This is a genomic window from Pseudomonas sp. 910_23 (assembly GCF_052850795.1).
The window spans coordinates 16,842-30,983 of the sequence record NZ_VXCZ01000021.1 but is presented as its reverse complement, the minus strand read 5'-3'; the positions used below and the strand labels follow the sequence as shown (position 1 = coordinate 30,983).

Here is a 14,142-nt window from a genome sequence, read left to right as displayed (position 1 = left end):
AACATGTGGGAGGGGGCTTGCTCCCGATAGCGGTGCATCAGCCACAAATGTATTTACTGACACGCCCTCATCGGGAGCAAGCCCCCTCCCACATTTGATTTTCGTTGCTTTGAGCATTGACGTTCACTTCGCGGATCAGGGCTTGCTCACCTCCCCCATTTAGATCTGTGTGAGCTTGGTTGCCAGTGCCTTGGCCTGGAGCGCCACATCCGTCACCGCCGTACTCTCCCACCACATGCCCCGCAACGGCGGCCCCATGGCAAACAGTCGCTGGCTGGCATGGCCCTGGGCATCCAGCACCGCGCCGGCTGCATCCGCCGCAATCCCCAACGCCAAAGGCCCAGGCCGGATCAACCCACGCTTGAGCAGTTGTTGCGGCAATGGCCGGGCGACACGACGCCAGTCGTACTCGATGCCGCTGGAGTTGATCAGCGCCGCTCCCGAAACCTGTGTGACCTCCTGCCCGCCACGATAGCGCACCGCAATGGCAACGCCCTCATCCGACGGCACCAAACCCTTGAACGACGCTGCGCGAATCCGCAGCCGCTCTTCTGCCTGCAAGCGCGTCACCAACTGCGCACTCAACGGTGGCGAGCGGTGGTGATGGCTTTCCCACCATGGCCGCACATGTCGCACGAACTGGCGCTTCTGAGGCTCACTGGCCTGACTCCACAAGCGTGCGATGTGCCCGCGCACGGTGTCCAACGGCGCCTGCCAGTCGATGCCTTGCGCCAGCGCGAACTGACATTGGCGTCGCACCTCACGCAGCAATTGCCGAGGGCTGCGCAGGTTGTAATCGGCGGCCAGGAAGTCATCCCAACTTGGCGGCTGTCTGCGCACATGGGGCAACAGGCCGTGGCGCGAAAAGATCTCGATGGGACCGCGATGCCCGGCCTGTTCCAGCGACACCACGGCATCGACCATGGTCAACCCGGAGCCGATGATCAGTACCGTTGATTGCGGGTCGAGTTGGGTCATCGCTTGCACGTCCCATGGGTCCATGGCTGCGGCGTTCAAACCGCTGGACTCGGTTAGGGGCGTGCGCGCTGCCGGGAACATGCCGGTGGCCAATACCGCAAAAGTGCCACGCAGCTGCTCCCCATTATCGAGGGTCAACAGCGTGGAGGCTGCGTCGACTTGCAGGTCCACCCCTTCGGCGCGGATATGCTCGACGGTCGACGTAGACAACGCCTTGGCCTCGGCCAAGCGCTGTTGCGCGTACAGCCCGAAAATCCCGCGTGGCGGGAACAGTTCGCTGATGGGCACATGCTGCTGATCCGACTCCGGCCACCCTCCACTGCCGATGTATTCGGTGAGCCATTGGGTCAAATCGTCGGCATTGTCCGGGTCGACGCTCATGCGCGCCGCGTTGCCGTTCAAGGTATGGCCCAGTTCGACTGCGCTGTAGGCCTCGCCCCGCCCCAGCTCAGCACGCGGCTCAATCACCAGGATGCGCCGCGTGCCCGGCAGGCGCAGCAGTTGCACGGCCAGCATCGTACCGCTCAGGCCGCCGCCGATGATCAGTACATCGGCAACGCGGGTGGATTCACTCATGCCAGTTCGCCCTTATTGTTGCTCAAATCACCACATTTCGAACAAACCGTACCGCCGCGTTCCCATCATTGCGATAAGCATGGGGCTGGTGGCTGGCGAACATAAAGAACTCTCCAGCCTCGATGACATTTTCCTGATCACCTATCACCAGCGTCAGGCTGCCCTCGAACACGAACAGTTGTTCGCTCCACCCTTCCAAATCAGGGTCCGGGCAATAACGATCACCGGGTTCAAGCCGCCACTCCCACAATTCGACTTCACGCCGTGCCGTGGCCTTGGCCAGCAGCACCGCCTTACTGCCGACAACCTCGCCCGCCCAGGCCAGCTCGTTGATACGGCTGTGGTCCCGCACATCCGGCGCCTGAATCAGATCACTGAACGCCACGTCCAACGCTTCAGCCACACGATCCAAAGTGGACAAGCTGACGTTCTTCTCCCCCGCTTCAATCGCCACCAGCATGCGCCGGCTGACCCCGGACTTTTCCGAGAGCGCGGTCTGGCTCAGGTCGGCGGCATGGCGCAGGCGACGGACGTTCTGGCTGACGTGCTGCAGGACCGAGGCCCGTTGCGGATTTTCTTTGTGCACTATATTGCTCAATAGGTGGGTGTGCGCAGTATACTGCCCAGCGTGCGGCGCATTGTGCGGTCCGTGCCTTTCCCTTGCAAGACCGAGCCGCCATGACAGCCCCGACCTCCCCTTCGCGATTCAACCGCTTCAGCAAAGCCGAATGCATCCTGGTGGTGATCACCATGATCTGGGGCGGTACCTTTTTGCTGGTGCAACATGCCATGACCGTCAGCGGGCCGATGTTTTTTGTGGGGCTGCGCTTCGCGGCGGCGACAATTGTGGTGGGGTTCTTTTCCTTGCGCACCCTGCGCGACCTGACCCTGTTCGAATTGAAGGCCGGGGTGTTTATCGGGGTGGCGATCATGTTTGGCTACGGTTTGCAGACGATTGGCTTGCAGACCATCCTGAGCAGCCAGTCGGCGTTTATCACCGCGTTGTATGTACCGTTCGTACCGCTGTTGCAGTGGCTGGTGCTGGGCCGTCGCCCCGGGTTGATGCCCAGCATCGGCATCATGCTGGCGTTTGCCGGGTTGATGCTGTTGACTGGCCCGGCGGGGGCTTCACTGAACTTCAGCCCAGGTGAAATCGCTACGCTGATCGGTGCCGTGGCAATAGCGGCCGAGATCATCTTGATCAGTGCATTTGCCGGCCAGGTGGATATTCGCCGGGTGACCGTGGTGCAACTGGCCACCGCTTCGGTGCTGTCGTTCATGATGGTGGTGCCCATGGGCGAGGCGTTGCCGGGCTTTTCTTGGCTGTTGCTGTTCAGTGCGGTGGGCCTGGGCTTGACCAGTGCGGTGATCCAGGTCGCGATGAATTGGGCGCAGCAGAGTGTGTCGCCAACCCGGGCTACCTTGATCTATGCCGGCGAGCCGGTGTGGGCAGGCGTGGTCGGGCGAATTGCCGGGGAGCGCTTCCCGCCGATTGCTATGGTCGGGGCTGTGTTGATTGTGGTGGCGGTGATTGTGAGTGAGATGAAGACGAAGGGGCAGAAGGCAATTGAACTCGCAGATGCCTTGGAACAGGAGCGTCAGGGATAACCTGCAAACCCTGTGGTGCCCGCTCTATCGTCCTCGCGGGCAAGCCCGGCTCCCACAGGGGTCGGCGTTTCAATTCAAGGGTTTTGAACCAGTGCTAAATGAGAGGTTTCGGCCTACCTTGTAGGATCCTGCCACATCTTGCCGTTTGGTGATCGTGAAAGCGGCACGTATGATGCATCCCAAACTCCCGCAGATTAGAAGCCTATGTCCCTGATAGTTCTACTGCTTCTGCCATTCATTGGCAGCTGTCTGGCGGCCTTGCTGCCGCACAACGCACGTAATACCGAATCCCTGCTGGCCGGCCTGGTGGCATTGGTCGGCACTATTCAAGTCGCACTGCTCTACCCCCAGATCGCCCATGGTGGCGTAATACGCGAAGAATTCCTGTGGTTGCCCAGTCTTGGGCTGAACTTCGTGTTGCGCATGGACGGCTTTGCCTGGCTGTTCTCGATGCTGGTGCTCGGCATCGGCACGCTGGTGTCGTTGTATGCGCGCTATTACATGTCGCCGGACGATCCGGTGCCGCGTTTCTTCGCGTTTTTCCTGGCGTTCATGGGCGCCATGCTTGGCCTGGTGATTTCCGGCAACCTGATTCAGATCGTGTTCTTCTGGGAACTGACCAGCCTGTTCTCGTTCCTGCTGATCGGCTATTGGCACCACCGCGCCGATGCGCGGCGTGGTGCGTACATGGCGCTGATGGTCACTGGCGCCGGCGGCTTGTGCCTACTGGCCGGGGTGATGCTGCTGGGGCATATCGTCGGCAGCTATGACCTGGACCAGGTGCTGGCGGCGGGCGACCAGATTCGCGCGCACTCGCTGTACCCGGTCATGCTGGCCCTGGTGCTGATCGGCGCCTTGAGCAAAAGCGCGCAGTTCCCGTTCCACTTCTGGCTGCCCCATGCCATGGCGGCACCGACCCCGGTTTCGGCGTATCTGCATTCGGCGACGATGGTGAAGGCCGGCGTGTTCCTGCTGGCCCGCCTGTGGCCGTCGCTGTCCGGCAGCGAAGAATGGTTCTGGATCGTCGGCGGTGCCGGCGCCCTCACCCTCCTCCTCGGCGCTTACTGCGCCATGTTCCAAAACGATCTCAAGGGCCTGCTGGCCTACTCCACCATCAGCCACCTCGGGCTGATCACCCTGCTGCTGGGCCTCAACAGCCCGCTGGCCGCGGTCGCCGCGGTGTTCCATATCCTTAACCACGCCACCTTCAAGGCGTCGCTGTTCATGGCGGCGGGCATCATCGATCACGAAAGCGGCACGCGGGATATCCGCAAGCTCAGTGGCCTGGTGCGTCTGATCCCGTTTACCGCGACCCTGGCCATGGTAGCCAGTGCCTCCATGGCCGGTGTGCCGTTGCTCAATGGCTTCCTGTCCAAAGAGATGTTCTTTGCCGAAACCGTATTCATCTCGTCGACGCAATGGGTGGAAATCGCCCTGCCGGTGATTGCGACCATCGCCGGCACCTTCAGCGTGGCCTACGCCCTGCGCTTTACCGTGGATGTGTTCTTCGGCCCGCCGGCTACCGACTTGCCGCACACGCCTCACGAGCCACCGCGCTGGATGCGTGCGCCGGTGGAATTGCTGGTGTTCACCTGTCTGCTGGTGGGGATTTTCCCGGCCCAGGTGGTGGGCTCGATCCTTGCCGCTGCGGCGTTGCCCGTGGTCGGTGGTGTGCTGCCCGAGTACAGCCTGGCGATCTGGCACGGCTGGAACGCGCCGATGATCATGAGCCTGGTGGCAATGACCGGCGGCGTGGTGCTGTACCTGATGCTGCGCAAGCAACTCAAGCGTGGCCGCTTCGAATACCCGCCGCTGATCGGCTATTTCAACGGCAAGCGTGGCTTCGAGCGCTGCCTGGTGGTGATGATGCGCGGTGTGCGCAGGATCGAAAAACGCATCAGCACCAAGCGCCTGCAAACCCAATTGTTCCTGCTGGTGATCGTCGCGGTGATCGGGGCCATGATCCCCATGATCAACAGTGGCCTCACCTGGGGCGACCGGCCGAAGATTGCGGGCTCCATCGTCTTCGTCACCCTGTGGTTGCTGGCGATTGCCTGCGCGCTGGGCGCCGCCTGGCAAGCCAAGTATCACCGGCTGGCGGCCCTGACCATGGTCAGCGTGTGCGGCCTGATGACGTGCGTGACCTTCGTGTGGTTCTCGGCGCCGGACCTGGCCCTGACCCAATTGGTGGTGGAAGTGGTGACCACCGTGCTGATCCTGCTCGGCCTGCGCTGGCTGCCACGGCGTATCGAGGAGGTTTGGCCATTGCCCAATACCTTGCGCAAGGCGCGCATTCGCCGGGTGCGCGACTTGTTGCTGTCCACTGTAGTGGGCGGCGGCATGGCGCTGTTGTCCTACGCGATGCTGACCCGCCAGACACCCAACGATATCTCCTCGTTCTACTTGAGCCGCGCCCTGCCCGAAGGCGGCGGCAGCAATGTGGTGAACGTGATGCTCGTGGACTTCCGGGGCTTCGATACGCTGGGCGAAATCACCGTGCTGGGTGCCGTGGCCTTGACCGTATATGCCTTGCTGCGACGCTTCCGCCCGTCCAAGGAAAGCATGGAGTTGCCGGCGCAACAGCGCCAATTGGCACCGGACGTGTCCACCGACCTGGTCAACCCGCGCCAGGCCAGTGACACCGCGCTGGGCTTTATGATGGTGCCGGCGGTGCTGGTGCGCCTGCTGTTGCCGATTGCGCTGGTGGTGTCGTTCTACCTGTTCCTGCGCGGTCACAACCAACCAGGCGGCGGGTTTGTCGCCGGGCTGGTGATGTCGGTAGCGTTTATCCTGCAATACATGGTGGCGGGCACCCAATGGGTCGAAGCGCAGATGAGCCTGCGGCCCATGCGCTGGATGGGCTTCGGCCTGCTGTCGGCGACCTTGACCGGCCTTGGCGCGCTGTTCGCCGGATACCCGTTCCTGACCACCCATACCTGGCATTTCCACGTGCCACTGCTCGGCGATATCCATATCGCCAGTGCGTTGTTCTTCGACATTGGCGTGTACGCCATGGTCGTGGGCTCGACGCTGCTGATGCTGACCGCCCTCGGCCACCAATCTGTGCGAGCACATAAACCGAGCAACCAGCCCAAAGTCGTTGCTGCAACCGAAGGAGCCGCCTGATGGAAGAAGTCATCGCAATTGCCATTGGGGTCCTGGCGGCCTCCGGCGTCTGGCTGGTGCTGCGGCCACGGACATTCCAGGTGGTGATGGGCCTGTGCCTGTTGTCGTACGGGGTCAATCTGTTCATTTTCAGCATGGGCAGCCTGTTTATCGGCAAGGAGCCGATCATCAAGGATGGCGTGCCCCAGGACCTGCTCCACTACACCGACCCGCTGCCCCAGGCCCTGGTGCTGACGGCCATCGTGATCAGTTTCGCCATGACCGCGCTGTTCCTGGTGGTGCTGCTGGCATCCCGGGGCCTGACCGGCACTGACCATGTGGACGGCCGGGAGCCCAAGGAATGACGTGGATGAATCAACTGATCGTCGCGCCGATCCTGCTGCCGCTGCTCACCGCCGGGTTGATGCTGATGCTGGGCGAGAAACGCCGTCCGCTGAAGGCCCGGATCAATCTGTGCTCCAGTGTGATCGGCCTGGGCATTGCAATCCTGCTGCTGTACTGGACGCAACAAGGCGGCCCCGGCTCGATTGGTGTGTACCTGCCGGGCAACTGGCAGGTGCCGTTCGGCATCGTGTTGGTGGTGGACCAACTGTCGGCAATGATGCTGGTGCTGACCGGGATCATCGGCGTGAGCGCGCTGCTGTTCGCGATGGCCCGCTGGGACCGTGCGGGCACTAGCTTCCATGCGCTGTTCCAGATCCAGCTGATGGGTCTGTACGGCGCATTCCTCACCGCGGATTTGTTCAACCTGTTCGTGTTCTTCGAGGTGCTGCTGGCGGCGTCCTACGGCCTGATGCTGCATGGTTCGGGTCGTGCTCGGGTGTCGTCCGGCCTGCATTACATTGCGATCAACCTGCTGGCGTCGTCGCTGTTCCTGATTGGCGCGGCGATGATCTACGGCGTCACCGGCACGCTGAATTTCGCTGACCTGGCGCTGAAAATCCCGCTGGTGCCGGAGGCTGATCGCGGCCTGCTGCACGCTGGCGCAGCGATCCTGGCGACCGCGTTTCTGGCCAAGGCCGGCATGTGGCCGCTGAACTTCTGGCTGGCGCCCGCCTACTCCTCGGCCAGTGCGCCGGTGGCGGCGATGTTTGCGATCATGACCAAGGTTGGCGTGTACACCGTGCTACGCCTGTGGACCCTGCTGTTTTCCGGCCAGGCCGGCGCTTCGGCGCTGTTTGGCGGCGACTGGCTGGTGTATGGCGGCATGGCGACCATCGTGTGCGCGGCGCTGGCGATGGTGGCGGCGCAACGCCTGGAGCGCATGGCGAGCTTGAGCATTCTGGTCTCGGCCGGGATCCTGCTGTCGGCGGTAGGGTTTGCCCAGCCAAGCCTGACCGCTGGGGCATTGTTCTATCTGGTCAGCTCCACCCTGGCATTGAGTGCGCTGTTCCTGCTGGCTGAATTGATCGAGCGTTCGCGCTCGGCCAACGACCTGCCGCTTGATGAAGAGATTGATGCGCTGCCCAAGGCCATGGAGTCGCTGCATCCGCGTCCGGGTGTGAACCTGGACGATGAGCAGAAAGCCGTGGTCGGCCAGGTCATCCCCTGGACCATGGCCTTCCTCGGCTTGAGCTTTATCGCCTGCGCGCTGCTGATTATCGGCATGCCGCCATTGTCGGGATTCATCGGCAAGCTCAGCCTTTTGAGTGCGCTGATCAACCCACTGGGCCTGGGCAACGCCGTGGACGAATCGATTCGTCCTGCAGCCTGGGGCCTGGTGGCGTTACTGATTTTGTCTGGCCTGGCGTCGCTGATCGCCTTCGCCCGCCTTGGCATCCAGCGCTTCTGGACCCCGGAAGAGCGCCCATCACCGCTGTTGCGACGCTACGAGTGCGTGCCGATCTTCGTGCTGCTGGGCTTGAGCATCGCCTTGACGTTCAAGGCCGAACCCTTGATGCGCTACACCCTGGCCACCGCCAAGAGCCTGAACAACCCGGAAAGCTATGTGATGGCGGTAATGGCCACGCGGCCCGTGCCAAGCCCTGAAGCCAAGGCCGCCGCGCTGGAGGTGCAACCATGAAGCGCCTGTTTCCTGCACCCTGGTTGTCGCTGGCCCTGTGGGTGTTGTGGCTGCTGCTGAACCTGTCGATCAGCCCCGGCAACCTGCTGCTGGGCGCACTGCTGGGCTTTCTCGCGCCTTTGCTGATGGCGCCGCTGCGCCCGCAGCCGATCAGCCTGCGTCGCCCTGGCGTGATCCTGCGCCTGTTCCTGTTGGTGGGCCGCGACGTAATCGTCTCCAACCTGCAAGTGGCGTGGGGTGTACTGACCTGCGGCACACGCCCGCCGCGCTCGCGCTTCATCAAGATCCCCCTGGACCTGCACAGCCCCAACGGCCTTGCCGCGCTGTCGATGATTACCACGGTGATCCCCGGCACCATTTGGTCGGAACTGGCGCTGGACCGTAGCATCTTGCTGCTGCACGTATTCGACCTTGACGATGAAGCCCTGTTTATCCAGCACTTCAAAGCCACCTACGAGCGGCCCCTGATGGAGATCTTCGAATGAGCGCCCTGCTCTCCAATGCGATCCTGGCCAGCCTGTTCCTGTTCTCCCTGGCCATGGTGCTGACCCTGATCCGCCTGTTCAAAGGCCCGTCCGCCCAGGACCGAGTCCTGGCGCTGGACTACCTGTACATCCTGGCCATGCTGATGATGCTGGTGCTGGGTATTCGCTATGCCAGTGATACCTACTTTGAAGCGGCGCTGCTGATCGCGCTGTTCGGCTTCGTGGGCTCGTTTGCCCTGGCGAAATTCCTGCTGCGTGGGGAGGTGATTGAATGATGCCGTTATGGGTTGAAGTGATAGTGGGGGTGCTGCTGGTGCTCAGCAGCGTGTTCGCCTTGATTGGCGCGATAGGCTTGCTGCGGATGAAGGAATTTTTCCAACGCATGCACCCGCCGGCACTCGCCTCGACATTGGGCGCATGGTGCGTGGCACTGGCGTCGATTATCTATTTTTCGGTGCTCAAGTCCGGGCCGGTGTTGCACGGGTGGTTGATTCCGGTTTTGCTCGCGATCACCGTGCCGGTCACCACACTGCTGTTGGCGCGAACCGCCCTATTCCGCAAACGCATGGCCGGTGACGATGTGCCGGCTGAAGTCAGCAGCCGCCGCTGACCTCTCAGGCAGGCACATAAAAATGTGGGAGCTGGCTTGCCTGCGATGAGGTCGGATCAGTCACTGAAGAGGTTGGCTGGCCCACCGCTATCGCAGGCAAGCCAGCTCCCACAGTTGGATGGGTTCTAGGCGAAGGATCGGATTCTTGCCGCCAATTCCGCCAATTCGGCATCATCCGCCCGCACAAAATCGTGGGACGAGATGTAGCCCTCATACGCCTCGAAAAACTTCTCCACCTTCGAACTCATTGGCTTGAATGTACTGTCCTGCCCGGTCCCATGCATGGGAAACAACTTCGCATGCAGGTGGTCCACCCCATACCCTTCTAGAATCATCCCCGTACGCGCCACATCGGGAAATGCGCGATCGATCTGTTGTGCGGTTTTCTTTGCTGCGACCGCGAGCCCTGCCAACACTTCATCCGACTGCGCAAACGCATAGCTGCCGTAATGCTGCTTTGGAATCACCACGCTGAAACCCGGTGTGTTAGGGAAGATCGACAGGAACGCCATATGCTGATCATCCTCCCACAGGATATGGGCCGGGGAAGTTTTGCGGACAATGCTGCAGAAAATACAATCCATTTGAATCACCGCCAGTTTCGTCTTGGGTTTGGTCGTGGCAACCATCTAAAGCTAGGATGGAATGAGCGTCAAACCCTACGGGCATTTTGGGAAATGTCCTAAGACCTGGGTATGCCCGCTGTGCTGAGACAGGAGTTCACCATGGATAAAAACATCATTGTCATCGGCGGCGAGTCCAGCGAGGACACGACGCGCATGACCCGCATCGACGAATATATCGTCGCTTCCTCGGGCAAAACCCAGCCCACGGTGCTCTATATCTCCACCGCCAATGGCGATGACCGTACGAAGATTGCCGACTTCACGCTCAAATACCAAAGCGCCGGCTGCACCGTTGTGCCATTGACGTTTTTCATTCCGCCTTTTCCAGCCCCGGGTCATGTTGCCGCGCTGTTTGAACAGGCTGACATCATCTACGTGGCCGGCGGCAACACCCGAGCCTTGCTGGCCATCTGGCGTGAATTTGACGTGACCGCCCTTTTGAAGCAAGCCCAGGAACACGGCAAAGTGCTTTGCGGCGTCAGTGCCGGCGCCATCTGCTGGTTCGACCACGGGCATTCCGACTCAGGGGGCGTATATGCGCTGATCGACGGGCTGGGTTTTCTCCCTGGCGCGCTGTGCCCGCACTTCAGCTCAGAGGCGGGAAGAGAATCTACGTTCGTTGAACTGGTTCGACTTAAAAACATACGCCCCGCCTACGCGCTGGATGACGGAGTTGCCCTGCATTTCAAGAACGGTGAATACCATGCGACTGTTCATAACTACACGACTGGTAGTGCATATAAACTCAGCAGCACTTCGGAGCCCATTGCAAGGAAACGCCCTACAGTTCTTTAGGGTTGCCGCTCAGAAAATGGCCGCCTAATCTTTGGCGGTCGCTGCAAATTCAGCGACCGGGTTTCGCAGCTCGGTTAAACTCTAGACGCACAGTGTCCACCTAAAGAAGCAGCCCTAAATTGAACGGTGTTCAAAGGTAGAAGTGATGAGGGATGCCGCTATGTTGGTACAAGTAGCCCCCCCTTTTACCGTCAGCTATTGAACACCCGCAAGCACGAACAACGTAAAGCACCGTGACATATTTTCCAAAGAAACATCCTACGTCCGCGCCAGAAACCCTCTCTTCTTTGTAGTCAACGATTGACCCATAGTCTTCTCTTTGGTGCCCGATACTCCATTGAGCGTTTCTAGCGGGCACACCTTCCACTCAAACGTAAATCGAAGTCACGCACAGCCGCCACCCAAAACTTTACCCTCTCTATACAAGTCAATTAATGGACAATCGGGATGCAATTCGAATATAAGAAATTCTTAGTGACACTAGCACTCATCTCGAATGCAATATACGCTCAAGCCGAACAGACTCACTTATCGACAATCCTAAATATAAAAATGAATGCAACCTATCTCGACATGGATACAGAAACCACGGACTCTTTCGGCGTAAAGCTCATGGCGGCAGTTCGTCTGACGCTTTCGACAGAACACAGTTGTGGCACTTCTAAACTGCATATCACACCGGACTCCATCGGCGTTCCTGTCGAAAATTTCCTAGCAGAAGTTAAGAAAATCAAAAAATACGCTGATGATGGAGCCGCACTATTTATCACACATCACGATTGTGATCGAAAAATACCGATGGCAACCAAATTCGCTACCTGCACGGGTGAAATATGCAGATCACTCACAGATGTGCTAATTGATGGAAAAATGTACCTAGACAAGAATTACCGACCCGTTCCAGCTGCGCGCAGTCTTTTTTTCATAGAGCAACCCCAAACTTATGACCAAAAACTAAAAGCCTGGAAAGTATATATCTACGATAAAAAAACTAAGAAGATTGCGGCCGATGGATTCGTCGACAATGAAGACTATGCTGCGAGCAAATTCATCCATAAATTCCGCACGTTTCATAGCAACGGCATGGTTTCGAGTTCTATTGAAATGAGTGCGCAGGGGCAACGTGAAGGAAAAAGCATTGTTCGCCACAAAAACGGAAAAATTGAAAAATCCATAAATTACAATAACGGAATTATCACTGACGGCGAGTACATAACTTACGACCTGACAGGAAAAATCAAGATCCGTGAGCATTATGTAAATGGAGTGCTAAATGGCCCAAGAGTCAAACTGTACGCTAACGGAAATCCTGAATCCATGGAAAAATACTTAGACGGCAGTCGCTCAGGAATATCAAATTATTACTATGAAGACGGCACACTAAAAAATATACAAGATTATGACCGTGGGCAGTTGGATGGCTGGGACGTCAAATATTTCGCAAACGGCGAGACCGAATCACAAACACTCTATAAAAATCAGCGCATTAGAATAAGCCACGAATGGAACATTGACGGCATAAAAGTCAGTCAATGGGAACAAGACGAAAATCATAACCGCCAAGGCGACGACATAGAATGGTATGACAACGGACAAAAAAGAAAGCACTCAATCTATAAAGATGGAAAACTTCATGGAAAGATGCAAGGTTGGTCTGAGGATGGAACTCAACTTTATTCTACCGAATACGCACACGGCGAGAGAAACGGACAATCACGGCAGTGGGGGCGAGACGGGACGTTGATAGAAGACTGCCAATACCAAGCAGGAAAAATTTCAGAGCCGTGTTCGGTGAGACCTCCGCTCTGACTATGCAGGTCTTGGACACGAATAGAGGTTTAATTCGAAAAACTTAGCAATATGCAAAAAACGCCCCGAACCAGTCGGGGCGTTTTTTATTCAGCATGCAGCTTTCAACGGTCAATCAGCCAACCGCCACGTCGTCCCACCCTTCCCGTCTTCCAACACCACACCCATCGCGGTCAGTTGGTCACGGATACGGTCGGATTCCGCCCAGTCCTTGTTAGCCCGAGCAGCCAGACGCGCCTGAATCAACGCATCCACCTGCGCCGCATCCACACGCCCTTCAGCGCCGGCCTGCAGGAAGTCATCGGCTTCCATCTGCAACACACCCAGTACGCTGGCCAGTTCTTTGAGGCGCGCCGCCAGGCCCGCTGCCGCGTCGAGATCAGTCTCACGCAAGCGGTTGATCTCACGCACCATCTCGAACAGCACCGCGCAGGCTTCCGGCGTGCCGAAGTCGTCGTTCATGACTTCGGTAAAGCGTGCCACGAACGTTTCGCCACCAGCAGGTGCCACCGCTGGCAAGCCTTTCAACGCGTGGTAGAAACGCTCCAGGGCGCCCTTGGCGTCCTTGAGGTTGTCTTCCGAGTAGTTGATGGCGCTGCGGTAGTGGCTGGACACCAGCAGGTAACGCACCACTTCCGGGTGGTACTTTTCCAGCACGTCGCGGATGGTGAAGAAGTTGTTCAAGGACTTGGACATCTTCTCGCCATTGATGCGGATCATGCCGCAGTGCATCCAGGCGTTGGCGTAGGTCTTGCCAGTGGCGGCTTCGCTCTGGGCGATTTCGTTTTCGTGGTGCGGGAACTCCAGGTCGCTGCCGCCGCCATGAATATCGAAGGTCTCGCCCAGGCAGCAGGTGGACATTACCGAGCATTCGATGTGCCAGCCCGGACGCCCAGGGCCCCACGGCGATTCCCAGCTTGGCTCGCCGGGCTTGGTACCTTTCCACAGTACGAAGTCGAGCGGGTCCTGCTTGGCTTCGTCGACTTCGATGCGCGCGCCGATGCGCAGGTCTTCGATCTTCTTGCGCGAGAGCTTGCCGTAGCCCATGAACTTGGCGACGCGGTAGTACACGTCACCATTGCCTGGGGCGTAGGCGTAACCCTTGTCGATCAGGGTCTGGATCATCGTGTGCATGCCAGGGATGTGGTCCGTGGCACGCGGTTCCATGTCCGGCTTGAGGATGTTGAGGCGCGCCTCGTCCTCGTGCATGGCAGCGATCATGCGCTCGGTCAGCGCGTCGAACGACTCGCCGTTTTCGTTGGCGCGGTTGATGATCTTGTCGTCGATGTCGGTGATGTTGCGCACATAGGTCAAGTCATAGCCGCTGAAACGCAGCCAGCGGGTCACCAGGTCGAAGGCAACCATGCTGCGGCCGTGGCCGATGTGGCAGTAGTCGTACACGGTCATGCCGCACACGTACATGCGCACCTTGTTGCCATCCAGCGGCTTGAAGACTTCTTTGGTCTTGCTGAGTGTGTTGTAGATCGTTAGCACGACAGTTCCTTA

At 59.1% G+C, this 14,142-nt stretch carries 13 protein-coding genes; 9 read left to right on the top strand and 4 right to left on the bottom strand.

From position 1 onward, the window contains the following. Nucleotides 1-159: 159 nt before the first annotated feature. Nucleotides 160-1,554, bottom strand: a complete 1,395-nt coding sequence (locus tag FW800_RS22495; protein WP_446438496.1) for an FAD/NAD(P)-binding protein — start codon at nt 1,552-1,554, stop codon at nt 160-162. Between the two features lie 22 nt (nt 1,555-1,576). Next, the gene (locus tag FW800_RS22490; protein ID WP_446438495.1) at nt 1,577-2,140 is read right to left on the bottom strand and encodes a helix-turn-helix domain-containing protein; all 564 of its coding nucleotides are present in this window, start codon (nt 2,138-2,140) and stop codon (nt 1,577-1,579) included. A gap of 92 nt (nt 2,141-2,232) precedes the next feature. Between FW800_RS22490 and FW800_RS22485 the strand changes: the two genes are divergently transcribed. The 7 genes from FW800_RS22485 (at nt 2,233) to FW800_RS22455 (ending at nt 9,406) form a co-directional block, all read left to right on the top strand. Beyond that, nucleotides 2,233-3,162: a DMT family transporter gene (locus FW800_RS22485; RefSeq protein ID WP_032880599.1), complete on the top strand. Its 930-nt coding sequence runs from the start codon at nt 2,233-2,235 to the stop codon at nt 3,160-3,162. A 204-nt stretch (nt 3,163-3,366) separates the two neighbouring features. Next, a complete protein-coding gene (locus FW800_RS22480; RefSeq protein WP_446438494.1) occupies nt 3,367-6,288 on the top strand; it encodes a monovalent cation/H+ antiporter subunit A in 2,922 nt (973 codons plus the stop codon). Further along, on the top strand, nt 6,288-6,632 hold the full coding sequence (locus FW800_RS22475; protein WP_003202835.1) for a Na+/H+ antiporter subunit C: 345 nt from the start codon (nt 6,288-6,290) through the stop codon (nt 6,630-6,632). Before FW800_RS22480 ends, FW800_RS22475 begins: the two co-directional genes overlap by 1 nt. Next, nucleotides 6,629-8,311, top strand: a complete 1,683-nt coding sequence (locus tag FW800_RS22470; RefSeq protein ID WP_446438493.1) for a monovalent cation/H+ antiporter subunit D — start codon at nt 6,629-6,631, stop codon at nt 8,309-8,311. Before FW800_RS22475 ends, FW800_RS22470 begins: the two co-directional genes overlap by 4 nt. Next, nucleotides 8,308-8,796 (top strand): Na+/H+ antiporter subunit E, encoded by a 489-nt coding sequence (locus FW800_RS22465; protein ID WP_194438605.1) that lies wholly within the window; start codon nt 8,308-8,310, stop codon nt 8,794-8,796. The genes FW800_RS22470 and FW800_RS22465 overlap by 4 nt, the downstream gene beginning before the upstream one ends. Then, on the top strand, nt 8,793-9,071 hold the full coding sequence (locus tag FW800_RS22460; protein ID WP_032880591.1) for a K+/H+ antiporter subunit F: 279 nt from the start codon (nt 8,793-8,795) through the stop codon (nt 9,069-9,071). Before FW800_RS22465 ends, FW800_RS22460 begins: the two co-directional genes overlap by 4 nt. Next, nucleotides 9,068-9,406 carry a Na+/H+ antiporter subunit G gene (locus FW800_RS22455; protein ID WP_122733446.1) on the top strand — a complete coding sequence of 113 codons (339 nt, stop codon included), beginning with the start codon at nt 9,068-9,070 and terminating at the stop codon, nt 9,404-9,406. The genes FW800_RS22460 and FW800_RS22455 overlap by 4 nt, the downstream gene beginning before the upstream one ends. 125 nt (nt 9,407-9,531) lie before the next feature. Here FW800_RS22455 and FW800_RS22450 read toward each other — a convergent pair whose 3' ends face one another. After that, nucleotides 9,532-9,990: an HIT family protein gene (locus tag FW800_RS22450; protein ID WP_078821728.1), complete on the bottom strand. Its 459-nt coding sequence runs from the start codon at nt 9,988-9,990 to the stop codon at nt 9,532-9,534. A 141-nt stretch (nt 9,991-10,131) separates the two neighbouring features. Here FW800_RS22450 and FW800_RS22445 point away from each other — a divergent pair, with 141 nt between their 5' ends. Both FW800_RS22445 and FW800_RS22440 read left to right on the top strand, forming a co-directional pair. Next, nucleotides 10,132-10,827, top strand: coding sequence for a Type 1 glutamine amidotransferase-like domain-containing protein (locus FW800_RS22445; RefSeq protein WP_446438492.1), 696 nt, complete (start codon nt 10,132-10,134; stop codon nt 10,825-10,827). Nucleotides 10,828-11,274: 447 nt separating this feature from the next. Then, a complete protein-coding gene (locus tag FW800_RS22440) occupies nt 11,275-12,636 on the top strand; it encodes a toxin-antitoxin system YwqK family antitoxin (RefSeq protein WP_057024289.1) in 1,362 nt (453 codons plus the stop codon). Between the two features lie 111 nt (nt 12,637-12,747). On the opposite strand, the gene cysS is transcribed toward FW800_RS22440, so the two are convergent. Then, nucleotides 12,748-14,130, bottom strand: a complete 1,383-nt coding sequence (cysS, locus tag FW800_RS22435) for a cysteine--tRNA ligase (protein ID WP_148853521.1) — start codon at nt 14,128-14,130, stop codon at nt 12,748-12,750. Between the last annotated feature and the right edge of the window lie 12 nt (nt 14,131-14,142).

What these genes read in the sequence shown, in the direction of transcription:
- FW800_RS22455 (WP_122733446.1), top strand. Translation starts at nt 9,068, where the DNA reads ATGATGCCGTTATGGGTTGAAGTGATAGTGGGGGTGCTGCTGGTGCTC.
- FW800_RS22480 (WP_446438494.1), top strand. Translation starts at nt 3,367, where the DNA reads ATGTCCCTGATAGTTCTACTGCTTCTGCCATTCATTGGCAGCTGTCTG.
- FW800_RS22445 (WP_446438492.1), top strand. Translation starts at nt 10,132, where the DNA reads ATGGATAAAAACATCATTGTCATCGGCGGCGAGTCCAGCGAGGACACG.
- FW800_RS22460 (WP_032880591.1), top strand. Translation starts at nt 8,793, where the DNA reads ATGAGCGCCCTGCTCTCCAATGCGATCCTGGCCAGCCTGTTCCTGTTC.
- FW800_RS22465 (WP_194438605.1), top strand. Translation starts at nt 8,308, where the DNA reads ATGAAGCGCCTGTTTCCTGCACCCTGGTTGTCGCTGGCCCTGTGGGTG.
- FW800_RS22495 (WP_446438496.1), bottom strand. Translation starts at nt 1,554, where the DNA reads ATGAGTGAATCCACCCGCGTTGCCGATGTACTGATCATCGGCGGCGGC.
- FW800_RS22470 (WP_446438493.1), top strand. Translation starts at nt 6,629, where the DNA reads ATGACGTGGATGAATCAACTGATCGTCGCGCCGATCCTGCTGCCGCTG.
- FW800_RS22450 (WP_078821728.1), bottom strand. Translation starts at nt 9,990, where the DNA reads ATGGATTGTATTTTCTGCAGCATTGTCCGCAAAACTTCCCCGGCCCAT.
- FW800_RS22440 (WP_057024289.1), top strand. Translation starts at nt 11,275, where the DNA reads ATGCAATTCGAATATAAGAAATTCTTAGTGACACTAGCACTCATCTCG.
- FW800_RS22475 (WP_003202835.1), top strand. Translation starts at nt 6,288, where the DNA reads ATGGAAGAAGTCATCGCAATTGCCATTGGGGTCCTGGCGGCCTCCGGC.
- FW800_RS22485 (WP_032880599.1), top strand. Translation starts at nt 2,233, where the DNA reads ATGACAGCCCCGACCTCCCCTTCGCGATTCAACCGCTTCAGCAAAGCC.